This window comes from Streptomyces hawaiiensis (genome assembly GCF_004803895.1).
GTDB classification, from domain to species: domain Bacteria; phylum Actinomycetota; class Actinomycetes; order Streptomycetales; family Streptomycetaceae; genus Streptomyces; species Streptomyces hawaiiensis.
The window spans coordinates 8,694,870-8,720,687 of sequence record NZ_CP021978.1 but is presented as its reverse complement, the minus strand read 5'-3'; the positions used below and the strand labels follow the sequence as shown (position 1 = coordinate 8,720,687).

Sequence of the window (25,818 nt, the reverse complement as noted above, 5' to 3'; positions counted from 1 at the left end):
ACGCAGCATGACGTTCCGGAAGGTGAAAGATGCAGGACCACGACCAGTACCGGCTCTTCCTCCATCTCGCCTCCACGCTGAGCTTCACCCGAACTGCGGCTGACTGCCACGTCAGCCCCGCTACGTTGTCCCGTACCATGCAGCGGCTGGAGGCCGCCACCGGGCACCGGCTCCTTGACCGCGGCCCGCACGGCGTCGCGCTGACCGACCACGGCCACCGCTTCCGCCGCTACGCGACCGAAGCCCTGGAACTGTGGGACCACTACCGCGACAACGACCTCACAAAGGGCCAACCTCACTCGGCACTCGGTCCGGGCAGCGGCTCGCGGACGACGGCGACGCTTCCCTCGGGGACGGTGACCGAGCCCACCACCGGTTTCCCCGTGAGGAGTTCGACGCCATCGGCGGGGATCTCGGCTCCGCGGCCGGCGTGGTCGATCAGGAAGAGGTAGTCGGCGTCCGTGCCGCGTCGCTTGACGACCTCGATGCCGGGCGGCACTTCCCGCTCCGGGCGCACGCCCGCCTGCCTGCGGATGCGTTCCAGGAGGGCGGCCAGGGTGGTGGGGTCCGGGTGGGTGGCGATGTACCAGGCGGTGCCGTTGCCGTACGCATGGCGGGTGATGGCCGGCACGTCGGCCAACGGTCCGTCCGCGTACCTGGCGACGGCCTCCGCCCCGGTGAGCCGCAGGCGTTCGGTCCACAGGTCAGCGGTCGCGTCCTGCGGGACCTGGCCGGTCAGGGCTACCTGTACGCCGGGCAGGAGGGGGAACAACTCGTCGCAGTGCACTCCGAGGAGCTCCCGGAAGGCGCCCGGGTAGCCGCCCAGGCGGATGTGGCAGTTCTCGTCCACCGCACCGCTGTGGAATCCCACCGCCAGGGTGCCGCCGCGCTCGACGAACGCCGTCAGGTTGGCCGTACCCGCGTCGTCGACCAGATACAGGCTGGGGGCGAGTACGAGCCGGTAGCGGTCGAGGTCGGGGGTGTCGGGGTGGATGAAGTCGACCGCCACCCCGGCCTCCCACAGCGGTGCGTACCAGTGCCGCACCAGGTCCTGGAAGCGGAGTTCGGCGCTGGGCTGGCAGGGCTGTTCCATGGCCCAGCGGGCGTTCCAGTCCCAGACGATGGCCACTTGGGCGGGGCTGGTACTGCCACGGACTTCGGCGAGGGCGCGCAGGTCGGCGCCGAGCTGGACGACGTCCTGCCAGATCTGGCTGTCGGTGCCCGCGTGCGGCAGCATCGCCGAGTGCCACTGCTCGGCACCCGCCTTGGCGGCCCGCCACTGGAAATAGGCGATGCCGTCGGCGCCGTGCGCGACGTGGGCGAGCGCGTTGCGGCGCATCTCGCCGGGGTTCTTGGCCCGGTTGACTGGCTGCCAGTTGACGGCTCCCGTGGAGTGTTCCATCAGCAGCCACGGTCCGCCGGCCAGGGAGCGCACCAGGTCGCCGCAGAGCGCGACGTCGATCTCCGACTCCGGGTCGGTGGAGCGCAGGTAGTGGTCGTTGGAGACGACGTCCAGTTCAGGGGCCCAGCGCCAGTAGTCCAGGGCGTCGAAGTTGTGCATCACCATGAAGTTGGTGGTGGCGGGGGTACCCGGGGCGGCGCGGCGGATCACGTCACGTTCCGCGGTGAACAGCGACAGCAGTTCGTCCGAGCAGAAGCGGCGCCAGTCCAGCCGGTGGGTGGGGTTGGGGTCGGCTCCGGTGGCGCGGGGCGGGAGGATCTCCTCCCAGTCGTGGTACCACTGGCTCCAGAAGGCGGTGCCCCAGGCCTCGTTGAGGGCGTCCAGGTCGTTGTCGTACTTCGCCTTCAACCACTTACGGAAGGCGGCCGCGCTGGTGTCGCAGTAGCAGGCGGAGTTGTGGCAGCCGTACTCGTTGTGGACGTGCCACATCACAACGGCCGGGTGGTCGGCGTACCGTTCGGCCAGCGCGCCCGCGATGCGCAGCGCCGCCGTGCGGTAGGCCGGGCTGGACGGGCAGAACGTCTGGCGGCTGCCGTAGGACAGTCTGCGGCCGTCGCTGTCCACCGGCAGCGCCTCGGGGTGGGCGTGGAAGAACCAGGCGGGCGGGGCCGCTGTGGGGGTGGCGAGGTCGGCGGCGATGCCGTTCTCATGGAGCAGATCCAGGATCTTGTCCATGCGGGAGAAGTCGTAGACCCCCTCGGACGGCTCCAGCAAAGCCCAGGAGAAGATGCCGACGCTGACCATGGTGACCCCGGCCTCGCGCATCAGGGCCATGTCCTGGGCCCACACCTCCTCGGGCCACTGCTCGGGGTTGTAGTCGCCGCCGTAGGCGAGGCCGGGCGGGCGAAGACGGCGTTCGGTGCTCACTGGCAGTACTCCGGAAGGTGTGGGAACGAGTGGGTGGCTTGCTTCAGCCCTTGTTGGCGCCCAGGGTCAGGCCGCTGACGAACTGCCGCTGGAGCGCGAAGTACACGATCAGGGTCGGGATCGCGGTGAGCAGGGCGCCGGCGGCGACGAGGTTGGGGTCGGTGAAGTACTGGCCGGAGAGGTTGTTCAGCGCCGAGGTGATCGGCATGTTCTCGCCGGTGGAGATGAGGACGATGGCCCAGAAGAAGTCGTTGTAGATCCAGATGGACAGCAGGGTGGCGAGGGCGGCCATCGCGGGCTTGCACAGCGGCAGCACGATCTGCCAGTACAGCCGCCAGACGGAAGCGCCGTCGACCAGGGCGGCCTCGGTCAGCTCGTGCGGCAGGGAGCGCATGTAGTTGCTCAGCACGAAGGCGCAGAATCCGGACTGGAACGCGACGTGGATGAGGACCAGGCCGAGCGCGGAGTCGTAGAGCTTGCCGCTCATGGTGATGCCGGGCAGGTCGATCAGCAGGTACAGGCGGTACAGCGGGGTGATGATGACCTGCTGCGGGAGCAGGTTGCCCGCCGTGAACACCAGCAGCAGGAACAGGTTGACGCGGAAGTCGAAGCGGCTGACGTAGAAGGCGACCATCGACGACAGCAGCAGTGTCAGCAGCACCGCCGGGATGGCTACCAACAGCGTGTTCCCGAAGTAGTGCAGCATGTCGGACTGCTCGAACGCGTTGGTGAAGTTGTCCAGGCTCAGCTTGTCGGGCCAGGAGACATAGCCCTTTTCGCTGGTCTCGGCATAGGGGCGCATGGCGGCGAACAGGGCCCAGAGCAGCGGGGCCAGCCAGGCCAGGGCCGTGACGACGAGGAAGGTGTGCAGCAGGACCCGGGCGGGCCGGAGTGGGGTGCGCTGATTCTCGAGCGCGCTCACTGTGCTCATGCGCTCCGCTCCTTCCGGAAGGTCGCGATCAGGTACGGGATGATCACGACGAGGGAGATCACCAGCAGGACCACGGCGATCGCCGAGCCGTACCCGATGCGGCTGGACTCCCCGATGATGTTGTTGGTGACCAGGATCGAGAGCAGCTCGGTGCCCTGAGCGCCCTTGTTGAAGACGAAGACCAGGTCGAAGGCGCGCAGCGCCTCGATGATCGTCACGACGAGGACGACGGTGTTGGTCGGGCGCAGGGTGGGGAAGACGACATTCTTGAACGTCTGCCACTCGTTTGCGCCGTCCAGTGCGGACGCCTCCCGCAGCGAGGGGTCAACGCCCTTCAGACCGGCCAGGTAGAGGATCATCATGTAGCCGGCGTGCCGCCAGGAGGCGGCTATGAGGATGGCCCACAGGTTCAGGTCCGGGTCGCCGATCCAGTCGATGTAGTGGCCGGGCTCGTTCGCGCCGATGAGGCTGTTGATCAGGCCCGTGTCCGGGTTGTAGACCAGCTGCCAGACGAAGCCGATGACGGCCATGGAGACCACGACCGGCAGGAAGAACGCCGTCTGGTAGACCCGGCTGAATCGGATCTGCTTGTCCAACTGGACGGCCAGGAACAGCCCGAACGGGGTCGGGATCAGGATGAGCACGACGAACCAGACGACGTTGTGCTCGACGGCGGGCCAGAACTGCGGGTTGCTGGTGAACAGCTCCCGGAAGTTGTCCAGCCCGACCCACTTGATGGAGCCGAAGCCGATGCCGTCCCAGGTGGTGAAGGCCAGGGCGATCGAGGCCAGGGCCGTCAGCCACACCAGGGCCACGTGCAGGATCGTCGGAACGCCCGCCATCAGGCCGAGCGTGATGCGGTCGCGGCGGGTCAGCAGGCGCCGATGGCCCAGCACCGCCCGCTTCTTCGGGGATGCGGTGCCCGGAGGCGGCACGGCGGCCGCCTCCGGGGTCTTCGTGATCGTTTCGGAACTCATGGTGTCGGTGTTCATCCGCTTCAGAAGGAGGGTCTGTCTCAGCCGGAGGCGAAGATCGTCTTCTTCTGACGCTCGATCGACGCCAGCAGGCCGTCGACGCCCTTGGGGTCGCGGACGAACTTCTGCAACGCGGGCTGCATCACCGTGGAGGTGAAGTCCGGCCGGCTGTCGCGGTCCATGAACTGGGTGAGGTGCTTGGCGCCGGAGATCGTCGCGTACGCCTTCTTCTGCAGCGCGGTGTACGAGGAGGTGTCGGCCTTGGAGGACGCGGCGACCAGACTCGGGTCGGACTTCAGGTAGATCTGTTCGGCTTCCGGACTGCCCAGGTACTCCAGGAACTTGAGGGCGCCGTCCTTGTTCTTCGGGGCCTTGGAGAGCATGAAGCCGTCGGTGGGGGCCTCGACGGTGTCCTGGCCGTACGCGGGATTGATCTCCGGGAACGCGAAGAAGTCCAGGTCGTCCAGATCGGCTTTGTTCGTGAACTGCTGCGCCACGAAGCTGCCGAACAGGTACATGCCCGCCTTCTTGGAGATGAGGGTCTGGGCGGCGTCCTGCCAGGTGCGGCCGACGGCGCCGTCCTGGTGGTAGGGCAGGAGCTCGGCCCAGTGGTCGAAGGCGGTGCGGACCTTGGCGTCGGTCCAAGACGCCTTGCCCGCCATCAGCTCGACGTGGAAGTCGTAGCCGTTGGTGCGGAAGTTGATCTGGTCGAAGGTGCCGAGCGCGGGCCAGGCGTCCTTGTCGCCGAAGGCGATCGGGACCATGCCGTCCTTCTTCATCTGCTTGCACAACGCGACCAGTTGGTCCCAGGTGGTGGGGACGGTGTAGCCGTGCTGCTGGAAGACGCTCTTGCGGTAGAAGACCCCCCAGATGGACGTGGAGATCGGCACGAAGTAGTACTTGCCGTCCTCGCCCTTGCTGAGCGCCTTCATCGCGTCGGGGAAGTTGACCCCGATCTTCTGCCACACGTCGTCGATGGGGGTGGCGAGCTTCTTGGCCGCGAAGAACTGCATCCGGTAGCCGGCGAACCAGTTGAACACGTCGTCCGGGGTGCCCTGGAGGTAGGAGTTGATCTGCTCCTGGAACGTGTTGTGGTCCTTGGTGTTCACGTCGACCGTGATCCCGGACTTCTTCGTGAACGCGGCGTAGATCTCGGCGAACGCCTTCTTCGGGACGGCGTCGGAGGCGTTGGAGCCGAGGGTGACCGTCTTCGGGTCGGCAGCGGCGCCGCTGCCGCCGCAGGCGCTGAGCAGGGGTATGCCGGCGCCCAGGGCCGCAGCACCGGCGACGCCGCGCAGCACGGTGCGGCGGCCGGGAGAAGGCATGGGGCGACCGAGGGAGGAAGAGTGCATTTCGGCTCCTGACGGGGCGGTCGTGCGCAGGCGGCACGTCGGCCCGAGGGTGTGACGGGGAAGCGGTCGCCCACGCGACCAAGACTCAACACGATCGAACAAAGTCGACCGGTGGTTGCGAGGAAGACTGAACGCTCCGGCGAGTCGCTGTCAAGCCTTTCCGGCCGAGGCGCAGAGCCGACCACACCTGCCGGGAAGTCGGGTGTCTTGCGGCAAGACGAGAAACGACGGCCCCTTGCGTGAGCGGGCCAGCGCCTGATCATCTGACCTCTGACCAGCCTATATGCATTTCAGGAGAGATCCTGTACCGGCCTTTGGGCCTGCGTCGCCGAACGGTCGTCCACCGCCGAATCCGCAGCCGCCCGTCGGAATCGAGACCGCAGCAACTCTTGACGTACGGCTCACGGCTACGTAGACATGACCACGCGGTCAGACCGCGCGGTCATATGATTGACCTCGTTCGATGCAGATGTGTGACCCTCGGGAGACTTCATGGCACCAACGGTTGGCTCGAGCGAGAGCTCCTCCGCGCCGCGCAGTGCGGACGTGGCCCGGCTGGCCGGGGTGTCGCGCAAGACGGTCTCCCGCGTCCTCAACGACGAGCCCTACGTCTCCGACGCAGCTCGCCGAAAGGTCCTCGCAGCCGCTGAGGAACTCGGCTACCGGCTGAATCAGGCTGCCCGCACACTGGCCTCCGGGCGCACCGGCTCCATCGGCGTGGTCGCCCTGGGGACCGCCGGCTACGGAACCGCTTCCCTCCTCGTGCACATCGAGCGGACCGTACGCGAAGCGGGATACGCGCTGCGCGTGGTCAACACGCCGGACGGAGACCCGGCGGGCATCGCCGGCGCAGTGGAGTCACTGCTCGAGCAGGGAGTGGACGGCGTCGTCGTCTCCGAACCCGTCGTGGAGGGAGATGTCGGCCTCCGCGTCGACGTGCCGGTCCTCTTCCTGGGGGCACCGCCCGCCTTCACCGCCGCTCGGACCGTGACCATGGGTGTGGGCGCCCACGCGCTGGCGCGGGCGGCCACCGAGCATCTGCTGGATCTGGGGCATGCGACCGTTCATCACCTCGCCGGCCCGCGGCGCTGGTACGCCACCAAGGACCGTATCGAGGGGTGGCGGGCGGCACTGGCCGCGCGGGGCGCGTACGAGCCGCCACTCCTCAATGGTGACTGGTCGGCCGCGTCCGGCCACGCCGTTGGCCGAGCGCTCGCTTCGGACCGTTCTGTGACCGCGGTCTTCGCGGCGGGCGACGAGATGGCCATCGGTCTCATCCACGCCCTGCGCGAGGCGGGGCGGCACGTGCCGGAGGACGTCAGCGTCGTCGGTTTCGACGGCAATCCGGTTTTCGCCTACGTCTCTCCTCCCCTGACCACTGTGCGTCAGCCGTTCGAAGCCGCGGCCCGGGAAGGCATCCGCCTTCTCGTGCACGCGATGGAGAAGCCCGACACCGACCTGCCGCAGGCGAGCGACCTACCGGTCGAACTCGTCGTCCGCGGTTCGACCGCGCCTCCGCCGTCCCACCAGGACAAGACGGACCGGCGCACCGTCTGAGAACGACCCCGGCAGGGAGCGCATCCGCACACCCGGGCACCGCTTTGCCACTCGCCGGCCGGCTCGATCGCCGTTGCCGCGCCCGCCTCCGTTCTCCTACGCGGTGGCGCGCCCCACGGGCTCGCCGTTTCCCACCCGGACCGCGTCAGGTGCGGCGAGCACCGCACCACACCACACCATCCCTTCCCTGTCCTGGGAGCAGCACATGTCCCCTGCACTGTCGGTCGTCAGACCCGGCGCCGCTCGACGTTCCCGCCCCTCCACTGCACTGTTCCTGCTTCTGGCGCTGGTTGTCGCCGCGGCGACGATTCTGCTGCCCGCCGCGGGGCGGGCGCAGGCCCTCTCCCGTCCCTCGCAGACGATGTACACCCCACCGTCCGGTGCGCCTTCGCCCGGTTCGCTGTATCCGCGGGCACTGCGCCTGCAGCAGAACGGATCGGCCAACGGCACCCTGCTGGCCACGTTCGAGCAGTACACCTCCGGCACGCCCGTCTTCCCGGTCTACCGCAGCACCGACAACGGCAACTCCTGGAGCAGGATCTCCGACGTCGCCGACACCCAGAACGGCTGGGGCATGCGCTGGCAGCCCGAACTGTTCGAACTGCCCACCGCGATCGGTGACTTCCCGGCCGGGACCATCCTGGCCGCGGGTGACTCGGTGCCCTCCGACCGGTCGGGCAGCAAGATCGACCTGTACGCCAGCACCGACCGCGGGCAGACCTGGAGCTTCGTCAGCAACATCGCCACCGGCGGGGCCGCCTTCGACACGAACGGGAGCACCCCGGTCTGGGAGCCGTTCTTCCTCGTCTCCGGGGGCAAGCTCATCGTCTACTACTCCGACCAGCGCGACCCCGACCACGGCCAGAAGATCGTGCACCAGGTCTCCACGGACGCCCGCACCTGGGGCGCGGTCGTCGACGACGTGGCGATGCCCACCTTCAGCAACCGCCCGGGCATGCCGACCGTCGCGAAGCTGCCGAACGGCAAGTACGTCCTGTCGTACGAGTACGGCGGCGCCCCGGAGGGGAACTTCTCCGTCTACTACAAGATCTCCACCGACCCGGAGGCGTTCGGCTCGGTCACCGGCATCCCGCTGCGCACGACGGACGGCGTGGTACCCCAGAGCGCTCCCTACATGACCTGGCTGCCCACCGGGGGGCCCAACGGCACCCTCGCGGTCAGCGCCAACAGCGCCGACGACCTGTTCATCAACACCCAGAACGGCGCCGCGAACACCTGGACGCGCATCAACGCCAACGTGGCCGGCGGCTACAGCCGCGGCATGACGTCCCTGCCCGACGGGCACAGCCTGCTGATCCTCAGCGCCGGACGCGGAGGCGGCAACCTCTCCAACCCGGTCACCTACAGCACGATCGACCTGGGCGGCGGCATCTCCGACGGCGCCACCTACACCGTCTCCAACGCGGGCAGCGGCCAGCTGCTCACCATCGCGGGCGGCTCCACCAGCAACGGCACCTACGCCACCCAGCAGAACGCCGACAACGCCAGCGACCAGAAGTGGCGGTTCGACCAGCAGCCCTCCGGCTACTTCAAGATCTTCAACGTGGCCAGCGGCAAGGTCCTGGGCGTGCAGAACCAGTCCACCGCCGACGGCGCCAAGATCCTCCAGTGGGACGACAACGGCACCGTCGACCACGAGTGGGCGGTCTCCCCGCACCCCGCCGGTGGCTTCTCCCTCATCAACCGGCTGACCGGCAAGCACCTGGAGATCCCCGACGCCTCCTCCACCGTCGGCACCACCGCCGGGCAGTGGGCCGCCACCGGCTGCGCCTGCCAGCGCTGGAACCTCACCCAGAGCGCCCTGCCGCCCCTCGCCACCGGCCAGTACATACTCGTCAACAAGAACAGCGGCAAGTACTTGGAGATCCCCGCCTCGTCCACCACTGCGGGCAAGGCAGCCGACCAGTGGCAGAACACGGCCTGCGCCTGCCAGCTCTTCACCTTCCAGTCCGCGGGCAGCGGCGCCTGGACCATCAAGAACGTCAACAGCAAACTCAACCTGGACATCCAAGGCTCCTCCAGCACCGCAGGTGCGGCCCTCGTCCAGAACACCGCCTCCAGTGCCGACTCCCAGAAGTGGAACCTCACCGACGCGGGCGGCGGCTACTACAAACTCCGCAACGTGAACAGCACCCTCGTCGCCGGCGTCGCGCAGTCCTCCACCGCCAACGGTGCAGCCGTCGTGCAGTGGAACAATGTCAGTGTCGACGACCAGCTCTGGAAGATCGTCCGTATTAACTGACGACTTCCACTTGTGTCATGACCAGGCGCGGGGACCGCCGGTGAAGCGGTCCCCGCGTCTGCCGCGGGCGATCGGCCGAGGCGTAGCCGACCTCATTTCCCACGGTGACCGATGTGGACCTCCTGCCCGCGACCGACGACCTCGCCACGAAGCGGACCCGCCGGTAGAGCTGCCTGCGCGCCGTGGGCGTCACGACGCTGTTCCTGCCGGGCTTCGCGGACATGCTCATCGCCGTCGCCAACAGCAAGTTCCTCTGGTCGGTGTTCCTGCTCCTGTCGTTCGGCCTCACGGCCGTTCTCTGGCCCCCGCCGATCGGCCCGCGTGGGTGGCCCCCCACTGCGCACCGCCGTACCCGCGGGTGTGTCCCTGTCACTGACCGCCGTCGCCACGACGACCGAGCGCATTCGCATGTTCGACGCCGGTGAAGTGGCGATCCTGCTCCGCCTGTTGCTGATCGCCGTCCGTACCTGCCCACCAACGATGGGCAGGCTCCTGTGCCCTGGTCATCGGCGGAGCGGCCATCGCGGCGTCACGGGCGCCGAGACCCGCCGCTCCGAACGCCAGCTGACCGTGCCGGACCTCGGACGGGCGTCAGCGCAGGGGCTTGTCCAGGACCGCCTTGCGGTGACTGAAGGTCTCAAGAGAGTAGCGGCCGTGATAGTTGCCCATGCCGCTCTCCCCCACCCCGCCGAACGGCAGGTCGGAGACGGTGAGATGGGCGAGCGGCAGGCCGTAGCCCAGGCCGCCCGAGGAGGTCTCGGCGGCAAACCGGCGCCGCGTCCCGTCCGACTCGGTGAAAACATACAGGGCGAGCGGCTTGTCCCGGTCGTTGATGAAGTCGATCGCCCCGTCGAGGCCGGGGACCGTGACGATCGGCAGGATGGGGCCGAAGATCTCCTCCCGCATGACGGGCGCGTCGGGGTCGACGTCGGCCAGGACGGTGGGCGCGAGGTACTTCGCCTCCCGGTCACTCGTGCCGCCCACGACGGTGCGGCCGGAGTCGAGCAGGCCGGTTAGCCGGTCGAAGTGCCGTTCGTTGATGATCCGCCCGTACTCACCGGACGCGGCCGGGTCACTGCCGTACAGCTCCTTCACGGCGTTCGCGAGCAGCGGCTCCAGAGCCGCCGCGGTCTCCGGATCAGCCAGAACGTAGTCGGGGGCAACGCAGGTCTGTCCGGCGTTGAGGAACTTGCCACGGGCCAGCCGGTCCGCGACGACGGCCAGATCGGCATCGCGGTCGACGAAGGCCGGCGATTTACCCCCGAGTTCGAGGGTGACCGGGGTGAGGTACTCGGCAGCGGCGCGCAGCACGATACGGCCGACCGTGCCGTTGCCGGTGTAGAAGATGTGATCGAAACGCTCGGCCAGCAGGGCCGTGGTCTCGGGAACGCCGCCCTCCACCACGGCGACCGCGTCGGCGTCGACGTACGTCGGCAGCAGCCTGGCCATGACGGCGGAGGTGGCTGGGGACAGCTCGCTCGGCTTGGCCACCACCGCGTTGCCCGCGGCCAGGGCACCGACGACGGGGGCGAGCAGGAGCTGTGCCGGGTAGTTCCACGGCGCGATGACGAGGACGACGCCGAGCGGGTCGAACTGCGTCCAGACCGTCGCATCCGCGCCGAGGTGCGCCGGGGCCGGGGCGGGCTCGGGGCGCAGCCAGTCGGCAAGGTGGTCAAGGGTGTGGTCGATCTCGCGGACGGTGAAGTCGATCTCGGTGCGGTAGGCCTCGGTCACACTCTTGCCCAGGTCGGCGTGGAGGGCAGCGGCCAGGTCCGCGCCGTTCTCCGTGAGCATGTCGCGCAGTCGGCGCAGTTGGGCCGTGCGCCACTCGACGGGCTTGGTGCGGCCGGTGCGGAAGGTGGCTCGCAGGCGGGCCACGAGGTCGGAGGGCTGCTCAGGGGCGGAGTGGTTCACGGGTACCTCATAGGCTCACGGTCAGATGTATATGCCAACCTTCTGCCCGCTCCCCTGGATTCCACCATGTCCGCACCACATTCGTGCCGTGCGTCACAGCGGACCCCACCGCGCGCATAGGGCCGCAACGGCGCACGCAGCGGTGCGGGACATTCAGGGCATGAAGGAAGAGCCTTGGCCGACGGTGAGCAGCACGGCAAATGGCGGGCCGGCCGGAGCGGCGCACTGCTGCCCGCGCTTGGTCCACCACTCCTCCCCCGCACTCAGTGCGATCTCGGTCGGTCGGCGGAGAGGCCGGGCCGATGACCGGCCATCACCTGGCCGGTTCCCTCACAGGTTGTGCAGCCTTCCGACCTCTGGGCAGCCACGCGGGTTGCGCAGGTCGGACAGGGCGTGTGCTCAGTTGTACGGAAAAAGAGGATCACACAATTGGCCGGTTCTTCCGGCTGAGGCAGTGCAAGGTGGCCGAACGCTTGCTCCCCCGACTGGGCGGCTACCGCCACCCGCCGGCGCTACGAACGCCGGGCAGACACTTCCTGCCTTCGTCCGGACAGCCGACAGTCCTCATCCGCTTCCCCCACTTAGCTCACTGAGCCGCACCGGGACGACTGCAATACCGGCCCGCCATCGCACCCCACACGAGAGGAGCGCTGATGAGCCCCACAGCCAGAGCGCCCGCGAAACCGACTGCTACAGCCTCCGATGTATGAACATCGGGATCGCTGAAGACCGTGAAGTCGAGAATCCACAGGGCCGGCCCCGCGGCGCCACACGCTGCCAGTAGCCGGCAGGCACGAGCACGCCCGAGGAGCGCCCCCAACAACAACGACGGAACAAAGCCGCAGATCAGCATACTCAGGATGGCGGTAAAGCCCGTCAGATCCAGGATGCCCACGACGCTCGGCAGCCAAGGGCTGACAGCAATCGCTGGGCCCACAACAGCGACATCGAGATAAGCCCAGCGGACCTCCACTTGGTGGTCGCCCCTTGACGCGCTGTTTTGTCCCTCATCGTCGCTCCCAGAGCAGCTGAGGCGATACTCCCACCAAATTTGAACACGTTCAACCCTAGGGGATGAACCTGCCGGGCATGCTGCACGGGCCCGCGGGTGCCGACGCCGAACGCGTCGCACCACTCTGCCGCGACCTCCGTGACCCGCACGCGCGCGCAGCGCGAGCGTCCACACCGGGACTACTCCGTGCCGCCCGCCGGCAGGCGCTCCGGCAGCCCGAGCCGCGGGAACCGGTCGTCGTGGAACGTGACGATCTCGGTGATGGCCCCGCCGATGACGCGCAGGACGTCGATCGTCAGCGGCAGGTACGCGTCCTCTCCCTTCCGCCAGAGGTAGAAGGCGACGGCGGGCTGCCGGTTCACGCAGGTGCGTACCGCTCGCAGGCCCTTCATGCCCTCGAAGCCGCTCTCGATCCAGTCGTTCACCACCGCGTCGCGGCCGACGTAGAGGCGTCCGTACGGGGCGATGTGCATCGCGAGTCAGATGCCGAGTATCTGGTTGAGCACGTACTCGAAAGCGGCGTAGCGGGACCTGTAGTAGCCGGCCTGCTCCGCGGTGAGGACCGCGTGGAAGTCCGCCTCGAAGTTGGGCACGCTCTCCGCGAGGAAGGAGTCGTCGGAGGGGGACTGGATCACCAGCTCGCAGTGCTCGCCCATCTCTTCAGCGCTCCACCACGTCCGGGTGCGGGCCCCAGCGCGCACACCACGCGACGGTCTTTTCTGCCGCGAGGGCGCGGTCATCCACGTCCGGCAGCGTCCCGACCGCTCACCGCGGGGCCACCGGAGCCGTCCTCCAGTCATCGCCCAGGAGGCGCGACCGGCGTTGGCTTGCGCCGACGATTACCTCACCGTCGAGCGCACGAAAATCTATGTTGGCTGGAGTAGACATTGGGCGGTGGCATGGTTATGGTTTCTCTCGTAACCCGGAGAGACCGCGGGGCCCGGCAGAGACGAACTGCCAGGCAGCAGTAACAGCAGTTGCAGTGCGCAGGACGGTGCGGTGGTGGAGTTCCGAAGCCAGGGTTGTTGCAGGACGGCGACGGGGCTGACGACCGGACCGGGCGGCCCGCAGTGATCAGGGGCCGCCGTGACGGCGCCCGTTGGTGCAGTTCGCAGTGCCCAGCAGCGAAGTCAGTGAGCAGCACCTCGGTGAAGGCGTCGGCTGCGGACGCGCGCACCGGGAGGTTCGGCAGTGGGGTTCCAAGCCAGAGCAGACGCACGACGGGCGACGGGGCTGGCTGCCGAAGGGTGACGCTTACTCAGGTCACCGGCAGTGCGCATCACCTAGCAGTACGAGCAGTACGCAAGACCGGCAGTACGCAGTTCCTGTCGGGCAGTGTTGATCAAGAGGGAAGAACGGAGGAGCCGAGCGCCATCAGGATCGCCCGGGCGGAATTGTTGAGCCTCGGGTACCGCAGGACATCGATAGTGAGGTGGTCTCCGGTCAAGCAACCGCGATCCCCGCATCCCCGGCAGCATCTCGGCCGGGTCTGCGGAAGCAGAAGGCCGGTGCAGTATCAGGGCCGGCAGATGGTGTAGCAGTTCCTTCGGGGCCCTGGTGCCAAACGGCACCAGGGCCCCTCCACACGTTCCGCAGAGAGGTGCAATGACAGCAGACGACCTGTTCGGCCGTCTCGATGACGACGACTACCCCGCCTACACCATGGGCCGGGCCGCCGAGATACTCGGCACCACCCAGGGCTTCCTCCGCGCCATCGGCGAAGCCCGCCTCATCACTCCGCTGCGCTCCGCAGGCGGACACCGCCGCTACTCCCGCTACCAGTTGCGCGTTGCCGCCCGCGCCCGGGAACTCGTCGACCACGGCACCCCCATCGAGGCCGCCTGCCGCATCATCATCCTTGAAGACCAACTCGAAGAAGCACAGCGCCTCAACGCCGAATACCGTCGCACCGCCGCCTCAGGCACCCCGACAACCGCAGCCTGAGACGACGCAGACCCACAACACACCCGGGGCGGCCATCCATTGCGGGCGACAGATACCCGTCGGCGCCTGGGCCCATGACCTTCCCAACGACGAATGGGACCTGCTCCAGGTGCTCTCGTGCCCGTTCGAGGCACATCGCCCTGCCTCTTGCGGCCCGGACCGTCACGTACGCCGGCGCCGTTCCGATCAGGTGGTCGTACCGCAGGACGCCCCGCCGCAGCCATCCCTAGTCGGCGATGGTTGGAGGGGCTGCGCTGGGACGAAGAGGCCCGCTGTGCCGATGTCAGGCGCCCAGGGCGAGCGTCCCCGCCCCCTGGCCGGGTATGTCCTCCCAGCTGCGGATCCTGGCCGCGAGCCGCTTCACGCGCGCATCCGAGGGGGGCACGTCGATCTGGAAGTGGGACTCGTTCGGGCGGCGGAAGTCTCCGCCCCACGCCACGACACCCTGGCATTCCTTGAGGATGTCGCGGAGCGTGGCCAGTTGGTGAGGGAAGAGACCGCCCTTGGCGCCGGCCGGGTACCAGGTCGGGCGGATCGCGACCGCGGTCCCCGAAGCGTGGTTGGTCGCGTAACCCTTCAGCGAACCGTCCGCCGGGCGAAAACCGATCACCTCACCCTTGCCGAGCGTGTCGATCTCGTAGTGGTAGCGGCGGATGACATGTACGAGCACGGTGGCCGCCTCGCCGATACGCAGGGCCACCGAAACCGAACTGCCCGGCACCGGACGGGTCCAGATGGCTCCCGAGGCGTCGGCCCGCGGTTCCATCGGCCAGCCGTTGGCGCTGGTGGGGTGCGTGGACGAGCCGACCGCGGCCGCTCGCGTGGACGCGGACGCCGGAGAGGGGACCGCGAGCGTAGCGAGACCCGCCGTCGCGGTCAGGCCGAGACCGGTGCGCAGTACGCAACGGCGCGGCGGGTGTGAGGATGAGATGGTCATGCCCGTCCTGTCTGAGAGTGTGGACTGCGATGGGTTGATCGGTGCGTCACAGGCCGCGCAGGGGCGCGTTGTACTTTTCGAACACCCGGTGAAGGCCGAGCATGGCGTTGCCGTAGTTCTGGGCTCGCTCGTCGGTGCCGTTGTAGCGGGCCAGCGTGAGGCGGGTGTGCTCCTCGCTGGTCGTCATGGACGGCTGGGGGACGCCGACGTCGGCGGCTCCCTCGATCAGGACCGTGGGCAGCGTGCTGATGTTGTAGTTGTGGTCGTTGTGCAGTTGCTGCCATACGTTCCACAGATCGTTCTCGTTGGCGGCGTCCATGATGCTGCCGCCGATCAGGCCGGCCCGGATGCAGTGGTTGCGGCCGCGGATGGCGGTGGCGGCGAAGATCTGTCCGAGACCGGTGCTGGCGTCGTTCTTGGTACTCAGTCCGGTCCCGTCGTAATGGTCGATGACCGCCTCGTCACCGACGACATCCAGGCTGTTGTACATGCGTGTCTCCCACAGCAGCGGGCTCTGGATGATGGCCTTGCGCATTCTGAACGTGCGCGCGAGCCGGGTGACCAGCCCGTCGAAGCTCATCAGGATGTCGAACGCCTGCGTGGTCGACCGGTACGTGAGAGCCTGGGCGCCCTGGCTTCCGCCCTCCTCCGGCACCCCCATGTTGTTGAGGAGATACGACTGGACGTCCGCGAGCAGGGCGTTCCGTCTGGACATGTCCATACTGACGTCCAGGTCTGCGGTGATCTGCTCGGGGTTGTAGGTGTTCTGGCCGACGTCACGCCCGGACACGATGTTGTTGTCGATCTCGATCAGGCCGCTGCCTGCCCCCACCGAGATCGTGGAGATCTGGTCGAAGGCCCAGTCGCTGGGCAGCGGATAGCCGAGGTTCCCGGAGAATCCTGTGGACATGTCGCAGACGAAGCTGGCCGAGGTGTATCCCGCGGCGGCGACGCGGCTGCATACGTTGCGGGGGCCGTAGATGCCCGTCAGGTACCCCTGGCCGTGCTCGTTCATGACGTCCCGGATCGCACGGAAGTGCGGAAGGATGTTGTCGGTGACCTCGTAGTCGAGCGCGTCGAAGTCGACGGCGAAGTAGATACGTGTGCCCGGTTTGAAGCCGTAGTGTTTGGCCCGCTCAATGGCGGCGAAGGCATCGGCGATTCCCTGCTCGCGACGGAAGTAGGCCGCTTCCCCGCCCCAGGTCTGGTAGACGGGAAAGCAGCTCAGACCGTAAGCGGCCATCCGGCCCAGCTCGCCGGACTTGATCTTCTTGTCGAGTGAGGTGTTGGGGACGTTCGACAGGTAGCGGCCCACGATCTGGTAACCGGCGTCCCTGAGCGACACCGCCCGCGCGTCGGTGACCTCGGTGACGCAGTCTGCCGCGGTCCCCTTTCGGGTGGCGTCGCCGGTGGACACCAGCAGCGAGGCCCAGGTCTGGAAGTCCCCGCGGCCGGTGACCGGGAGCTTCGCGAAGTTCTGGAAGCTGCGTACGCGTGTCGCCAGGTCGGCGTCGAATTGGCTGGTGAAGAACACCCCGCCGCGCTTGTTGAAGATCATGGCGGCGGTGAAGAGACTCACCCACGTGCCCGACGAGCCCTCCGAGAGCGGGTTGTTCCTGATGCCCTGCTGGGTGCCGGGGCCGAAGACCCCGTTCGCGACATCGTCGCTCATGCCGATCTCGTACTGGATCGCAAACATCAGTGCCTTCTGCACGTCCCGTGAGAAGTGACCGTCGCACGGCACGATGAAGAAGTTCCGACGGCCGACATAACGGCCGTTCATCCACTGCTGTACCGCCCGGGTCAGCTCGCTGCCGCCCTCGGTGACGACATAGGCGTCCATGGTCAGCAACGCCTTGAACACCTTCGGCACCACACCATCCGCAAAGGTGCCGTCTACGCCCATGTTCTGCGTCAGCTCGCGGACCGACGCCGCGACGGAGCCGTTGTAGGTGCCGTCGATGCCGCCGCCGTCGTAGCCCTTGCAGTACAGCGCCGACTGCACGATCTTGAGAATCTTCTCGTGCCGGGTGCCCGCGTTGATGACGGGGTGACGGGACTGGAGGGTGGCGAGCGTCGTCGGACCGAAGCTGTCCGACAGGGCAGCGATGCCCAGCTCGTGCTGGAGCGCCCGGGTCAGCGCGAACATGACAGCCCAACCGGTGCGACCGTTCTCCTCCACCTCCGGGATTCCGGCGACGTTGTAGGAGTTGATGAATTTCTGTGCCTCGATGACCATTTGATCGGCCATGCTGTGTCCTCTCAGACACGCCCGGGCGGATGCCCCACCCGGGCGCGAACGTTGGCTGCCACCAGGCGGTGCAGACCATGGGGTGGGCGGCTCCGTCACGGGTTGTGCCGATGCGCAACTTGCGGTGCGGGCGGGAACGGGCCGGTGCTGTCATCGGCCTGCCGAACCAGATGCCCTGCCGAACCAGATGTCGTGGGCGGTGAGGTGAGCGGGCCGCACCTGCAACCAGCTCGCCCCGCCGCTGCACTCGAAGCCCCTCCGGACCTTGCCGGTGTGGCTTACAAAGGTCCCGCTGCTGTCCGCTGCGCCACGGGTTCCGCACTGCTTACAGGTGGTGAATGCGGGTTGAGGGACTAACGGGGTGCAGACCGCCGGGCGTACGACCTCTCGCGGACGCCGTGTCCGCGATGCCGACGAAAGCGAATGACTCCGCGCCGGCAGTCGCTCTCCCCGACGCGGTCCTCGGCTGACGAACCGGTGCCCTCGTACCGTCAAGGCAGGACAGACGGCTGTGGACGCCCGCGTCAGCAGTCCTCGACGCCATCGATCCAGTTGGTGGCGTTGTCGATGTAGTAGCTGGCCATGTAGCCGCGGTGGCCGCTCGCGGTGAGCACCCACACCCAGTACGGGTTGCCGCCCACGGTCTGCGCGCCCTCCTCCTGGCAGTACACCCACACCTGAGCCGGGCTGCTCACCATGGTCTGCACGGACGGACAGTTGGCGGCTGACGGGTACAGATAGCACTGCTCCCCACCACCGGCACGGACATTGACGCCGGAGGCCCAGACACCGTAGTAGCCCTCGCCATGACCGGTCGCGTGGGCAGAGCCCGCCGTACCGAAGACGAGGCCGGCGGCGGCGATGACCGTGGATGCCATGGCCGCGGCGGCGGCCCTTACAGAATGGATCATGATTGTTTTCCCCCTTGGGATGGTCAAATGGTCGGTGCAGTCCGTGGGTGGTGGGGTTGGGTGCGCGCAAGCGGAAGATCAGGGCGTCGGCCGAGCGAGCGGTAGCAACGCCCGGCCGTTGCCGTTACTGCCGCGGATACCGAGAGACCTCGGTGTCAGTTGCAGGGGATCAGAGGGTTGGTCTCGGAGCTGATGGACGTGTCCTTCATCCATCCCCAGACTCCGTTGTCCGCTTTCGTCAGCAGCCAGCGGTTCGGGTGCGGGCCGCCTACATAAGCGCCGTTGTCGAGCCGGCAACTGAACCAGCTGTAGGTGGTGTACATGTATCCGACGACCTCGCCGGTGCCGTCGAAACTGTCGTAGACCTTCGCGGCGTAAACGTTGTAGCAGTAGTAGGCGTTCGTCTCGAGCGTGCACTGGTGCTGGGCGCTCGCCGAGGCCGTGGGCGTGATCAAGCCCAAGCTCCCCAGCGCGGCGGCGACGGTCAGCGCGGCAGCTCGTACTCGCAGGTGAAGTCGCATGAAGGTCCTCCTCTTTCTTGCTGCCGTCGTCAGCACTGGTCTGACGACGGCAGGTTGCCGTAGCGGTCGCCCTTGAAGTACACGGCGCTGCTGTATCCGTCCCCGAAGCCGATCCAGATGTCGTTGGTGTAGCCGTTGTCGGTGATGGTCTGGCCGTGCGTCCGGCAGTAGGCCTGATAGGTCTTCCCGGCGGTGAGTGTGGCCAGGTAGCCGCTGTCCTTGGAGGCGGCTTTCGCCGTTCGGATGCGCAGACGCAGGGTGCTCCTTGCGACTGGGATGACCGGGAAGCTCGTGCACGAAAGGCTAGGAGAGCGCAGGAGGGAACGGTCCTGACAGATGTCAGGGATTCCGAGCAGCCTCAAGGCCTGTGGGTCAGTCCCGCTCTTCGCGGCCGCCAGCTGCACGGATCACCGGCGTCGTCGACTGGGCAGCGGCCTCCAGGGGCCCGGCAGGTTTCGACGTGGCGCAGTGCTGCGCCAGTCCCGCGCTGCTGACGGCCCTGCCTGGGGTCTGCGGTCCTCTACCACGCGAGCCGTGGAGGAGCGGCTGGATGCCTTTGTCATCGCCCTGATGGACACGCTGGACTGAGCCAAGGCGGACGCGGGCCGCGGCCCTCGGCACGATGTGCATGCCGCAAGCCGGTCGGCGTCGCCACGGCCCGCGGCACCCGTCTCATGCCCCTCAGCCCCGCTGCTTGTGCGGTCATCAACCGGGAGACAGGAGAGGGCCGCCGCAGCTCAGCGCCGCGTGCCTGGTCCGGTCTCGTCCGACCGGCTGCGATTGCCGTGCCAGTCCAGTATCAGGACCGTGGCGTCGTCGTTGAGGCTGCCGTGGCAGGCGTCGAGCACCGCGGCGGTCAGGCTCCGGACGGCTTCTCGCGGGTGCAGCGCGCGGGTGTCGTGGACGACCGATGCCAGGTCGACGGCTGCGGCAGCGCGCTCCTGCATGCCGTCGGTGATCAGGACCAAGCGGTCCCCCGGAAGCAGTTGCAGTTCCTGCAGCCGGTAGGAAGTGGGCGCCGCCACGCCGAAAGGGAGATTGGCGGCGAGCTTGAGCTCGTCGACGGCGTTGCCGCGCAGTCGCAGCGGCCGGGGGTGGCCGGCGTTGACCAGGTCGCAGTGGCCTGTTTCGAGGTCCACGCACAGCAGTTGCCCGGTGGCGATACCCCGGCTGTGGCTCAACAGAGCCTGGTGGGCGTGGTTGGCTTGCTTGAGGGCGTCACAGCCGCTGCGGCGCGCCCGCCGCAAAGCCCCGACGAGCAAGGTGGCTAGCAGCGCGGAGTTCGTGTCGTGGCCCATCGCGTCGGTGATGGACAGGTGCAGGGTGTCGCGGTCGAGGGTGTAGTCGTAGGTGTCGCCACCGATGTCGTCGGCTGGGATCAGCCCGGCCGCGAGGGTGAATTCCTCCGCCTCGCAGCAGGGGGCCGAGGGGAGCAGTTGGTGCTGGATCTCCGCGGCCAGGCTGGTCTCCGTGGTGCGCCCGCCCAGGTGGTACAGGTCGGTGAAGCGGCGGTCCGTGACGATGATGTAGGCGAGCGCGTGGGCCACGTCGCGGACCTGGCGGAGCACGGTGTCGTCGGCGGACTGCAGGGTCACCTCCAAAACCCCGATGCAGTCGCCGCGGTTGGTGACCGGCGTGATGACGCGCCGCCCGTCCTGTCCGCCCGCTTCCACATGCTGGCGCTGGCTCTGCAGAACGGCGTCGTAGACGCTGCCCTGCAGGTCGATCGGCCCGGCACGGTCCGCGATACCGGCTCCGGCAAGCCGTACCAGCCGCTGGCCGATCAGGTCGACGAACAGAAACGACACAGCCTCCGCACCGAACCGCTTCTGCAGATCGTGCGCCACCACGTCGACGGATTCACCGGGCGGCGCCGCTTCCGCAGCGGCCAGCAACTCGCCCAGCTCAAGATCTCCACCTTCCACGACAACCTCCTATCGGTTGCCGCAACTTCTTCCCCGAGTCTCGGCTACATCACCTCACATGCCCGTCTTGCCTGGTCAAGACAGCGGGCCAGGTCGCCTGCGAGTACACCCCGAATCCGACGTACGGCCGTCCGCGGGCAGCCGGGTGCCCGCGCATCGGCAGCCAAGCGATGCCGAGGTGGCAGCGTGGCGACGGATGGATACCGGTCTTCACCACCTGCGCTACCAACCGGCGCGGCACCCGATCCCCGGCAGCGTCCGTGCCGCCCGCCCCGCCCTCTCCTCACCCACCACTCCAGCCGGGCCAGGGCGAAAGAGGACGGAGGTGAAGCCGAGGGGGCCGTCCGGTGACGTGGATGCATCCGTAGATCCTTCGGCTCGCGAGTGGCCGCCCTGACCGTCAGTCGGACGCGGACACAGGTCTCGCACCGGGGCCCGGGGCCGCCGCGACCTGGCCGGGCGCGGTGATCTCGTGCCCGGAGGCGCAGGTCACCACCGTGCTGACCGGGCTGCCGCAGTCGTGGTGGAGCAGGGAGGTCGTGGCGGCGCCGGTCGGGACAATCCAGCGTTCGGCCCAGTCGTTGAGGGCGATCAGGATGGGCAGAAGACCGCGGCCCTTGTCGGTGAGGCGGTACTCGTCACGTCCGCGCGCACCGGGAGCCTGGTAGCGGGTCTTCTCCAGGATGCCGTCGGCGACGAGGTCCCGCAGGCGGGCGGACAGCACGCTCGGGCTGATGCCGCAGTGGCGTTCGAAGTCGTCGAAGCGGCGTGTGCCGTAGAAGGCCTCCCTGATGATGACGCCCGTGGTCCGGGGGCTCAGGGACTGCAGGGCGAGATTGATCGAGTCGGGTTCGATGTCCCACGCGTCCCGCTGCCACGGTTCCACCTGGCCCCCGGGTGCTGCTTCGGCTGCGTCGCTCACGTGTCCCTCTCCTGTGTGTTGCTCAAGTCTATCCGCCCCCGTACGCTGACTACTGTTTTGCGAAGTCAGATGAAGGGGCACCACGTGAACATCGGTGAGAGCTACCACCGCAGTACGGCCGGCCAGGCATGGGATGCGATCGTCGTCGGATCGGGGATCGGTGGTCTGACCACAGCCGCCTTCCTGGCCCGGACCGGACAACGGGTCCTGGTGCTGGAGAAGCACTCGACGGCGGGCGGCGCCACCCAGACCTTCCGGCGCGCCGGATACGAATGGGACGCCGGGCTGCACTACATGGGCGACGTCCACCGGCCCACCAGCGGCCTGCGCCGGATCTTCGACCACATCAGCGGCGGCAAGCTGGAGTGGGCTCCCATGCCGGACGTGTACAACCGGGTCTTCATCGGGGACCGGGAGTACGAGTACCGCTCCGGTGTGCAGCGGTTCAAGGACCGGATGAAGAAGTACTTCCCCGCCGAGTCCGGTGCCATCGACCAGTACGTGGACCTGGTCCACGCGGCGAACCGTGCGGCCCGCCCCTACCTCGCCCACCGCAGCCTGCCGCACTCCGTCGCGGACACCCTCTACGACGACATGGCCGCGCCCTTCCGCTCGCACGCGGACCGCACGGTCACCGAGGTGCTCACCGACCTCACCGACGACGCGGAGCTGCGCGCGGTGCTCACCGGCCACTACGGCGACTACTCCCTCGCCCCCGGCCGCGCCTCGTTCGGCATGCACGCCATGCTCATCCGCCACTACATCGACGGCGCGAACTTCCCCGTCGGAGGCTCGGCCCGACTGGCGGAGACAGCGACCGACGTCATCACCTCGGCCGGAGGAACCGTCCTGATCTCCGCGGACGTCGCGAGCGTGGTGTTGGACGACAAGGGCTCGGCCTGCGGCGTCCTCATGACGGACGGGAAGAGCTTCCGGGCGCCGCTCGTCATCAGCGACGCCGGTGCCCTCAACACCCTGACCCGGCTCCTGCCGGACCAGACTCCCGCCGCCGCCCGGCTCGTCGACTCCCTGCGTGCCGTCGGCCCTTCGCAGACCTACGTCATGCTCAACATCGGGATCCGGGAGTCCGGCGACCGGCTCGACCTGGATCCGGCCAACATCTGGGCGCACGCCGGACCCGACATCGACGGCGACATAGCCGCGTTCGAGGCCGACCCCGAGCACCGCGCCATGCCGACGTACTTCATCACCTTCCCGTCGGTGAAGGACCCGTCGTGGGAGAGCCGCTATCCGGGACGCACCACCATCGACATCGCGGGGCTGACCACCTGGTCATTGTTCGAGCCTTACGCGGGAAGCGCGTGGATGCGCCGCGGCGCCGACTACGAACGCCTCAAGGACCGGCTCACCGAGGAGCTGCTGGGCCAGGTCTACCGCTTCTGCCCCCAGCTGGAGGGCCGCATCGACCACACCGAGCTGGCGACGCCGCTCAGCTACAACCACTTCCTCGGTAAGGAGAAGGGCGACTTCATGTCCCTCGCACACACCCCGCAGCGGTTCGCCCTGCGTGACCTCGGCGCCCACACCGATGTCCCCGGCCTCCTCCTCACCGGCCAGGACGTGGCGTCGGCCGGCGTCAGCGGCGCCATCATGGGCGGCGTCGTCGCCGCCTCCGCCGCCCTGGAGCGCGACGCGCTGGAAGACCTCGCGGCCGGATGAACGGCGGCGGTGAGGCAGCGAAAGCAACGTACGGGCGTGACCGGACCGGATCCCAACAGCCGAGCACCGCTTCCGCACCGCGCGTGACGACAGACACCACGACGATCCTCAGCGACACCGACTTCGCCACGGGCAGCCCAACAGGGCCCGTTCAGCGGTCTCATCGCCAGCGGCTGGCACACCTGTTCCGTCACGATGCGGATGTATGCCGACCACTACGTCAGCAAGGTGGCCGGCCTGGCCTCACCCGGCATCAACGAACTGCGCTGGGTCCAACCGGTCAGACCCGACGACAGTCTGTCCCTGCGGGCGACGGTCCAGGATGCCCGCGTCTCGCGTTCCAAGCCGGATCGCGGTCTCGTCACCACCGGCATCGAGGTCCTCAACCAGCACGGGCAGACAGTGCTGACCATGAGCGCCATGAACCTCTTCCTGCGCCGCCACGTCATCAGCAGGCCAGGATGACGGTTCGACACCGCCCTCCGAGTACACCTGTGTAGGGCACCTGGGCGCTGTCCGGACGCCTGCACAAGAGCGCAGAGGTCCCGCTGGATGGAGCAATCGCGGCAGAGCTCCACCCGGCGATTTCACAACCGTTACAGTGGTGCCGACCCTGTCCACCGCGTCGGAGCCGACCTTGCCGAACCTGTCCAACCTCGAGGGAATCTTCTCCGACGAGGGTGACGGCGCCGTCGGCCCCGTGCGGTCGCCCGGCTGGCAGAGCAGCGTGTCGCCCCAGGGGCTCGCGGTGACGTTGATCGCCGACTACACGTTCCCCGTGCGCGCGTGGTTGCCGTCAGCGGCGATCGTGGCATTGCTGGGTGAGTTCCAAGTGGCCGCGGGCGCCGCCCGTACGACGATCAGCAGGCTGACGCGTCGAGGGCGGTGCTGGAGGGCAGTCGGCAAGGACGGTACAGCTCCTACCGGCTGACGCCGGAGGCCGCCGTCGATCTGTGGAGCGGCGCCAGCTCGATCGCCACGTTCACCACCCAACCAGACTCATGGGACGGACGGTGGACACTGATCGCCTTCTCCGTCCCGGAAACGGATAGCACGCGGCGGCGCGCGCTGCGCACAGCGCTGCGCTGGCGCGGATTCGCGCCGCTGTACGACGCGCTCTGGGTGTCGCCTCATCCCCTGACCTCCAAGGGGCGGATCGAGGTGGCCGACCTGGCGCGGGGAGCGGTGACCGTGTTCCGCGCGCGGCAGGAGAATCTGGATACGGAGGTTGACCGCAACCCGGTCGAGGCATAGGACCTGCCCGGCATCGCCGAGCACTACCAGGCCGTTCATCAGCCGTTGGAGCGGCTTGCTTCCGCGCATCGGCGCCGACGGCGTCACCGGTGCCGACGCGGTTGCGCGCCCGGACCGAGGTCATGCACGCCTACCGACACTTCCCCATCCTGGACCCGTTGCTCCCCATCGGGCTGTTGCCGCCCGGCTGGCCCCGGTCACGGGCGCGGGAAGTCTGCGTCGCGGTGTACGACGGTCTGCTCCAGCCGGCCCAGGACCATGTCCGCGCTGTGGTGAGCCGATTCGCGGAAGAACCGCACCTCGACATCAGGGCCCATACGATCGCCGGCATGAGTGCGGGTATCGGCCACGGCTGACGACGGACCGTCGCGAGCGTGGCCGGGCGGGCTGCCGAGACGCCACACAGCGCCTCCCGCCCCTGCGATCTGTCGAATGCGCGTCGAAGGCAACAGAGTTGGGCGCCAATGATTGACAGAGCGGCACCCGATCGGGACTCTAACTGTTGCAAGACCACGTGGGAACGCTCCCAGAAGCGCAGTGACGACGAGTGAAAGGAAAGGCACCTCTGCGACGCTTCCGCTGATTTCCCACCTCCCCATCAGATGGGCGGGCAGGTCGGCGCGAAGGGCTTCTTCCACGATCGAGTCACCGGTCGACCGGTGTTGAACGGCTCGCCGTCCCTCTGCTCGCAATGCCATGCCGCATCGCTCACCACCACGGTCGCTGCCCCAGGCAAGGCCGGAACGTCCTCCACCGTGCGCGATACACCGGTCTGACCACCCCCACGGCTACTCCCCACCACCTCGGTCAGCGTCACCGCCGCAGCATCCCCGATGCCCGCCCCTTCCCGGCACCTGACCGAGCAGCGCTCCGCACACCCCCACACCAGGAGTCTTCATGACCATGCAACGGCGTAGCTTCCTGACCCTGAGCGCAACCGGAGCCGCGGGCGTAGGCATCTCCTTGCTCGGCACAGGTCAAGCAGCTGCCACTGCGAGGGCCGGCGCTCCGACCCAGCGGTTCGCGGTCGGGGTGCGCCAGTACGCCTGGAGCCGCGGCAACCGCCGGTGGACCACCGACGTCTACTACCCCGCCACCGGCCGCCCCCCGGTGACTCCCCGGTGACTCCCCGGTCGCCAAC

23 protein-coding genes and 3 pseudogenes are annotated in these 25,818 nt (G+C 68.1%); 11 read left to right on the top strand and 15 right to left on the bottom strand.

Annotated features, from left to right (window positions below):
• Positions 1–29: 29 nt before the first annotated feature.
• A pseudogene (locus CEB94_RS39535) lies at positions 30–155 on the top strand (helix-turn-helix domain-containing protein); the annotation flags it as partial.
• A 140-nt stretch (positions 156–295) separates the two neighbouring features.
• On the opposite strand, the gene CEB94_RS39530 reads toward CEB94_RS39535, so the two are convergent.
• Genes CEB94_RS39530 through CEB94_RS39515 form a run of 4 tightly spaced genes read right to left on the bottom strand, consistent with a single transcriptional unit; the run spans position 296 to position 5,586 of the window.
• Positions 296–2,329 carry a beta-galactosidase gene (locus CEB94_RS39530; protein WP_175436720.1) on the bottom strand — a complete coding sequence of 678 codons (2,034 nt, stop codon included), beginning with the start codon at positions 2,327–2,329 and terminating at the stop codon, positions 296–298.
• 43 nt (positions 2,330–2,372) lie between these two features.
• A complete protein-coding gene (locus CEB94_RS39525) occupies positions 2,373–3,260 on the bottom strand; it encodes a carbohydrate ABC transporter permease (RefSeq protein WP_175436719.1) in 888 nt (295 codons plus the stop codon).
• Positions 3,257–4,237 carry a carbohydrate ABC transporter permease gene (locus CEB94_RS39520; protein WP_175436718.1) on the bottom strand — a complete coding sequence of 327 codons (981 nt, stop codon included), beginning with the start codon at positions 4,235–4,237 and terminating at the stop codon, positions 3,257–3,259. Before CEB94_RS39520 ends, CEB94_RS39525 begins: the two co-directional genes overlap by 4 nt.
• Positions 4,238–4,275: 38 nt before the next feature.
• The gene (locus CEB94_RS39515) at positions 4,276–5,586 is read right to left on the bottom strand and encodes an ABC transporter substrate-binding protein (RefSeq protein ID WP_175436717.1); all 1,311 of its coding nucleotides are present in this window, start codon (positions 5,584–5,586) and stop codon (positions 4,276–4,278) included.
• A 492-nt stretch (positions 5,587–6,078) separates the two neighbouring features.
• Here CEB94_RS39515 and CEB94_RS39510 point away from each other — a divergent pair, with 492 nt between their 5' ends.
• Positions 6,079–7,143: a LacI family DNA-binding transcriptional regulator gene (locus tag CEB94_RS39510; RefSeq protein WP_175436716.1), complete on the top strand. Its 1,065-nt coding sequence runs from the start codon at positions 6,079–6,081 to the stop codon at positions 7,141–7,143.
• A gap of 205 nt (positions 7,144–7,348) precedes the next feature.
• The gene (locus tag CEB94_RS39505; RefSeq protein WP_175436715.1) at positions 7,349–9,406 is read left to right on the top strand and encodes an RICIN domain-containing protein; all 2,058 of its coding nucleotides are present in this window, start codon (positions 7,349–7,351) and stop codon (positions 9,404–9,406) included.
• A gap of 591 nt (positions 9,407–9,997) precedes the next feature.
• Here the strand turns inward: CEB94_RS39505 and CEB94_RS39500 are convergent.
• The 4 genes from CEB94_RS39500 to CEB94_RS39485 form a co-directional block, all read right to left on the bottom strand.
• The gene (locus CEB94_RS39500; protein ID WP_175436714.1) at positions 9,998–11,320 is read right to left on the bottom strand and encodes an aldehyde dehydrogenase family protein; all 1,323 of its coding nucleotides are present in this window, start codon (positions 11,318–11,320) and stop codon (positions 9,998–10,000) included.
• Between the two features lie 586 nt (positions 11,321–11,906).
• Positions 11,907–12,293, bottom strand: coding sequence for a hypothetical protein (locus CEB94_RS39495; RefSeq protein WP_175436713.1), 387 nt, complete (start codon positions 12,291–12,293; stop codon positions 11,907–11,909).
• A 218-nt stretch (positions 12,294–12,511) separates the two neighbouring features.
• The gene (locus tag CEB94_RS39490) at positions 12,512–12,805 is read right to left on the bottom strand and encodes a sigma-70 family RNA polymerase sigma factor family protein (protein ID WP_246112075.1); all 294 of its coding nucleotides are present in this window, start codon (positions 12,803–12,805) and stop codon (positions 12,512–12,514) included.
• Positions 12,806–12,811: 6 nt separating this feature from the next.
• Positions 12,812–12,988: a hypothetical protein gene (locus CEB94_RS39485; protein ID WP_175436712.1), complete on the bottom strand. Its 177-nt coding sequence runs from the start codon at positions 12,986–12,988 to the stop codon at positions 12,812–12,814.
• 949 nt (positions 12,989–13,937) lie between these two features.
• On the opposite strand from CEB94_RS39485, the gene CEB94_RS39480 reads away from it, so the two are divergent.
• Positions 13,938–14,276, top strand: coding sequence for a MerR family transcriptional regulator (locus CEB94_RS39480; RefSeq protein WP_175436711.1), 339 nt, complete (start codon positions 13,938–13,940; stop codon positions 14,274–14,276).
• 283 nt (positions 14,277–14,559) lie between these two features.
• Here the strand turns inward: CEB94_RS39480 and CEB94_RS39475 are convergent, their stop codons facing one another.
• From CEB94_RS39475 to CEB94_RS41500, 5 genes are all read right to left on the bottom strand, one after another.
• Positions 14,560–15,213, bottom strand: a complete 654-nt coding sequence (locus tag CEB94_RS39475) for a M15 family peptidase (protein WP_175436710.1) — start codon at positions 15,211–15,213, stop codon at positions 14,560–14,562.
• A gap of 46 nt (positions 15,214–15,259) precedes the next feature.
• Positions 15,260–17,464: a glycoside hydrolase domain-containing protein gene (locus CEB94_RS39470; protein ID WP_175436709.1), complete on the bottom strand. Its 2,205-nt coding sequence runs from the start codon at positions 17,462–17,464 to the stop codon at positions 15,260–15,262.
• 524 nt (positions 17,465–17,988) lie between these two features.
• Positions 17,989–18,375 (bottom strand): hypothetical protein, encoded by a 387-nt coding sequence (locus CEB94_RS39465; protein WP_175436708.1) that lies wholly within the window; start codon positions 18,373–18,375, stop codon positions 17,989–17,991.
• A 155-nt stretch (positions 18,376–18,530) separates the two neighbouring features.
• Positions 18,531–18,830, bottom strand: a complete 300-nt coding sequence (locus tag CEB94_RS39460; protein WP_246112074.1) for a hypothetical protein — start codon at positions 18,828–18,830, stop codon at positions 18,531–18,533.
• 95 nt (positions 18,831–18,925) lie between these two features.
• On the bottom strand, positions 18,926–19,258 hold the full coding sequence (locus CEB94_RS41500) for an SH3 domain-containing protein (RefSeq protein ID WP_246112073.1): 333 nt from the start codon (positions 19,256–19,258) through the stop codon (positions 18,926–18,928).
• A gap of 23 nt (positions 19,259–19,281) precedes the next feature.
• On the opposite strand from CEB94_RS41500, the pseudogene CEB94_RS41495 reads away from it, so the two are divergent.
• Positions 19,282–19,484 (top strand): annotated as a pseudogene (locus tag CEB94_RS41495) (aminoglycoside phosphotransferase family protein); the annotation flags it as partial.
• A gap of 149 nt (positions 19,485–19,633) precedes the next feature.
• On the opposite strand, the gene CEB94_RS39450 reads toward CEB94_RS41495, so the two are convergent.
• Positions 19,634–20,821 (bottom strand): PP2C family protein-serine/threonine phosphatase, encoded by a 1,188-nt coding sequence (locus tag CEB94_RS39450; RefSeq protein ID WP_175436706.1) that lies wholly within the window; start codon positions 20,819–20,821, stop codon positions 19,634–19,636.
• A gap of 400 nt (positions 20,822–21,221) precedes the next feature.
• Positions 21,222–21,743: a winged helix-turn-helix transcriptional regulator gene (locus CEB94_RS39445; RefSeq protein ID WP_175436705.1), complete on the bottom strand. Its 522-nt coding sequence runs from the start codon at positions 21,741–21,743 to the stop codon at positions 21,222–21,224.
• An 84-nt stretch (positions 21,744–21,827) separates the two neighbouring features.
• Between CEB94_RS39445 and CEB94_RS39440 the strand changes: the two genes are divergently transcribed.
• The 6 genes and pseudogenes from CEB94_RS39440 to CEB94_RS41475 all read left to right on the top strand — a co-directional run bounded on the left by CEB94_RS39440 (position 21,828) and on the right by CEB94_RS41475 (position 25,802).
• Entirely contained in the window at positions 21,828–23,423 is a 1,596-nt protein-coding gene (locus tag CEB94_RS39440; RefSeq protein WP_246112072.1) for a phytoene desaturase family protein, read from the top strand.
• 132 nt (positions 23,424–23,555) lie between these two features.
• A pseudogene (locus tag CEB94_RS39435) lies at positions 23,556–23,888 on the top strand (MaoC/PaaZ C-terminal domain-containing protein); the annotation flags it as partial.
• Positions 23,889–24,027: 139 nt separating this feature from the next.
• On the top strand, positions 24,028–24,354 hold the full coding sequence (locus CEB94_RS41490) for a hypothetical protein (RefSeq protein ID WP_246112071.1): 327 nt from the start codon (positions 24,028–24,030) through the stop codon (positions 24,352–24,354).
• Positions 24,309–24,677 carry a hypothetical protein gene (locus tag CEB94_RS41485; RefSeq protein WP_246112070.1) on the top strand — a complete coding sequence of 123 codons (369 nt, stop codon included), beginning with the start codon at positions 24,309–24,311 and terminating at the stop codon, positions 24,675–24,677. The genes CEB94_RS41490 and CEB94_RS41485 overlap by 46 nt, the downstream gene beginning before the upstream one ends.
• 122 nt (positions 24,678–24,799) lie before the next feature.
• Positions 24,800–25,033: a PaaX family transcriptional regulator C-terminal domain-containing protein gene (locus CEB94_RS41480; protein WP_246112069.1), complete on the top strand. Its 234-nt coding sequence runs from the start codon at positions 24,800–24,802 to the stop codon at positions 25,031–25,033.
• A 541-nt stretch (positions 25,034–25,574) separates the two neighbouring features.
• On the top strand, positions 25,575–25,802 hold the full coding sequence (locus CEB94_RS41475; RefSeq protein ID WP_246112068.1) for a twin-arginine translocation signal domain-containing protein: 228 nt from the start codon (positions 25,575–25,577) through the stop codon (positions 25,800–25,802).
• Positions 25,803–25,818: the final 16 nt, after the last annotated feature.

Coding starts and splice junctions, on each gene's coding strand:
- CEB94_RS39525 (WP_175436719.1), bottom strand. CDS start 3,260: ATGAGCACAGTGAGCGCGCTCGAGAATCAGCGCACCCCACTCCGGCCC.
- CEB94_RS39520 (WP_175436718.1), bottom strand. CDS start 4,237: ATGAGTTCCGAAACGATCACGAAGACCCCGGAGGCGGCCGCCGTGCCG.
- CEB94_RS39515 (WP_175436717.1), bottom strand. CDS start 5,586: ATGCACTCTTCCTCCCTCGGTCGCCCCATGCCTTCTCCCGGCCGCCGC.
- CEB94_RS39510 (WP_175436716.1), top strand. CDS start 6,079: ATGGCACCAACGGTTGGCTCGAGCGAGAGCTCCTCCGCGCCGCGCAGT.
- CEB94_RS39505 (WP_175436715.1), top strand. CDS start 7,349: ATGTCCCCTGCACTGTCGGTCGTCAGACCCGGCGCCGCTCGACGTTCC.
- CEB94_RS39490 (WP_246112075.1), bottom strand. CDS start 12,805: ATGCACATCGCCCCGTACGGACGCCTCTACGTCGGCCGCGACGCGGTG.
- CEB94_RS39485 (WP_175436712.1), bottom strand. CDS start 12,988: ATGGGCGAGCACTGCGAGCTGGTGATCCAGTCCCCCTCCGACGACTCC.
- CEB94_RS39480 (WP_175436711.1), top strand. CDS start 13,938: ATGACAGCAGACGACCTGTTCGGCCGTCTCGATGACGACGACTACCCC.
- CEB94_RS39475 (WP_175436710.1), bottom strand. CDS start 15,213: ATGACCATCTCATCCTCACACCCGCCGCGCCGTTGCGTACTGCGCACC.
- CEB94_RS39470 (WP_175436709.1), bottom strand. CDS start 17,464: ATGGCCGATCAAATGGTCATCGAGGCACAGAAATTCATCAACTCCTAC.
- CEB94_RS39465 (WP_175436708.1), bottom strand. CDS start 18,375: ATGATCCATTCTGTAAGGGCCGCCGCCGCGGCCATGGCATCCACGGTC.
- CEB94_RS41480 (WP_246112069.1), top strand. CDS start 24,800: ATGCACGCCTACCGACACTTCCCCATCCTGGACCCGTTGCTCCCCATC.
- CEB94_RS41475 (WP_246112068.1), top strand. CDS start 25,575: ATGACCATGCAACGGCGTAGCTTCCTGACCCTGAGCGCAACCGGAGCC.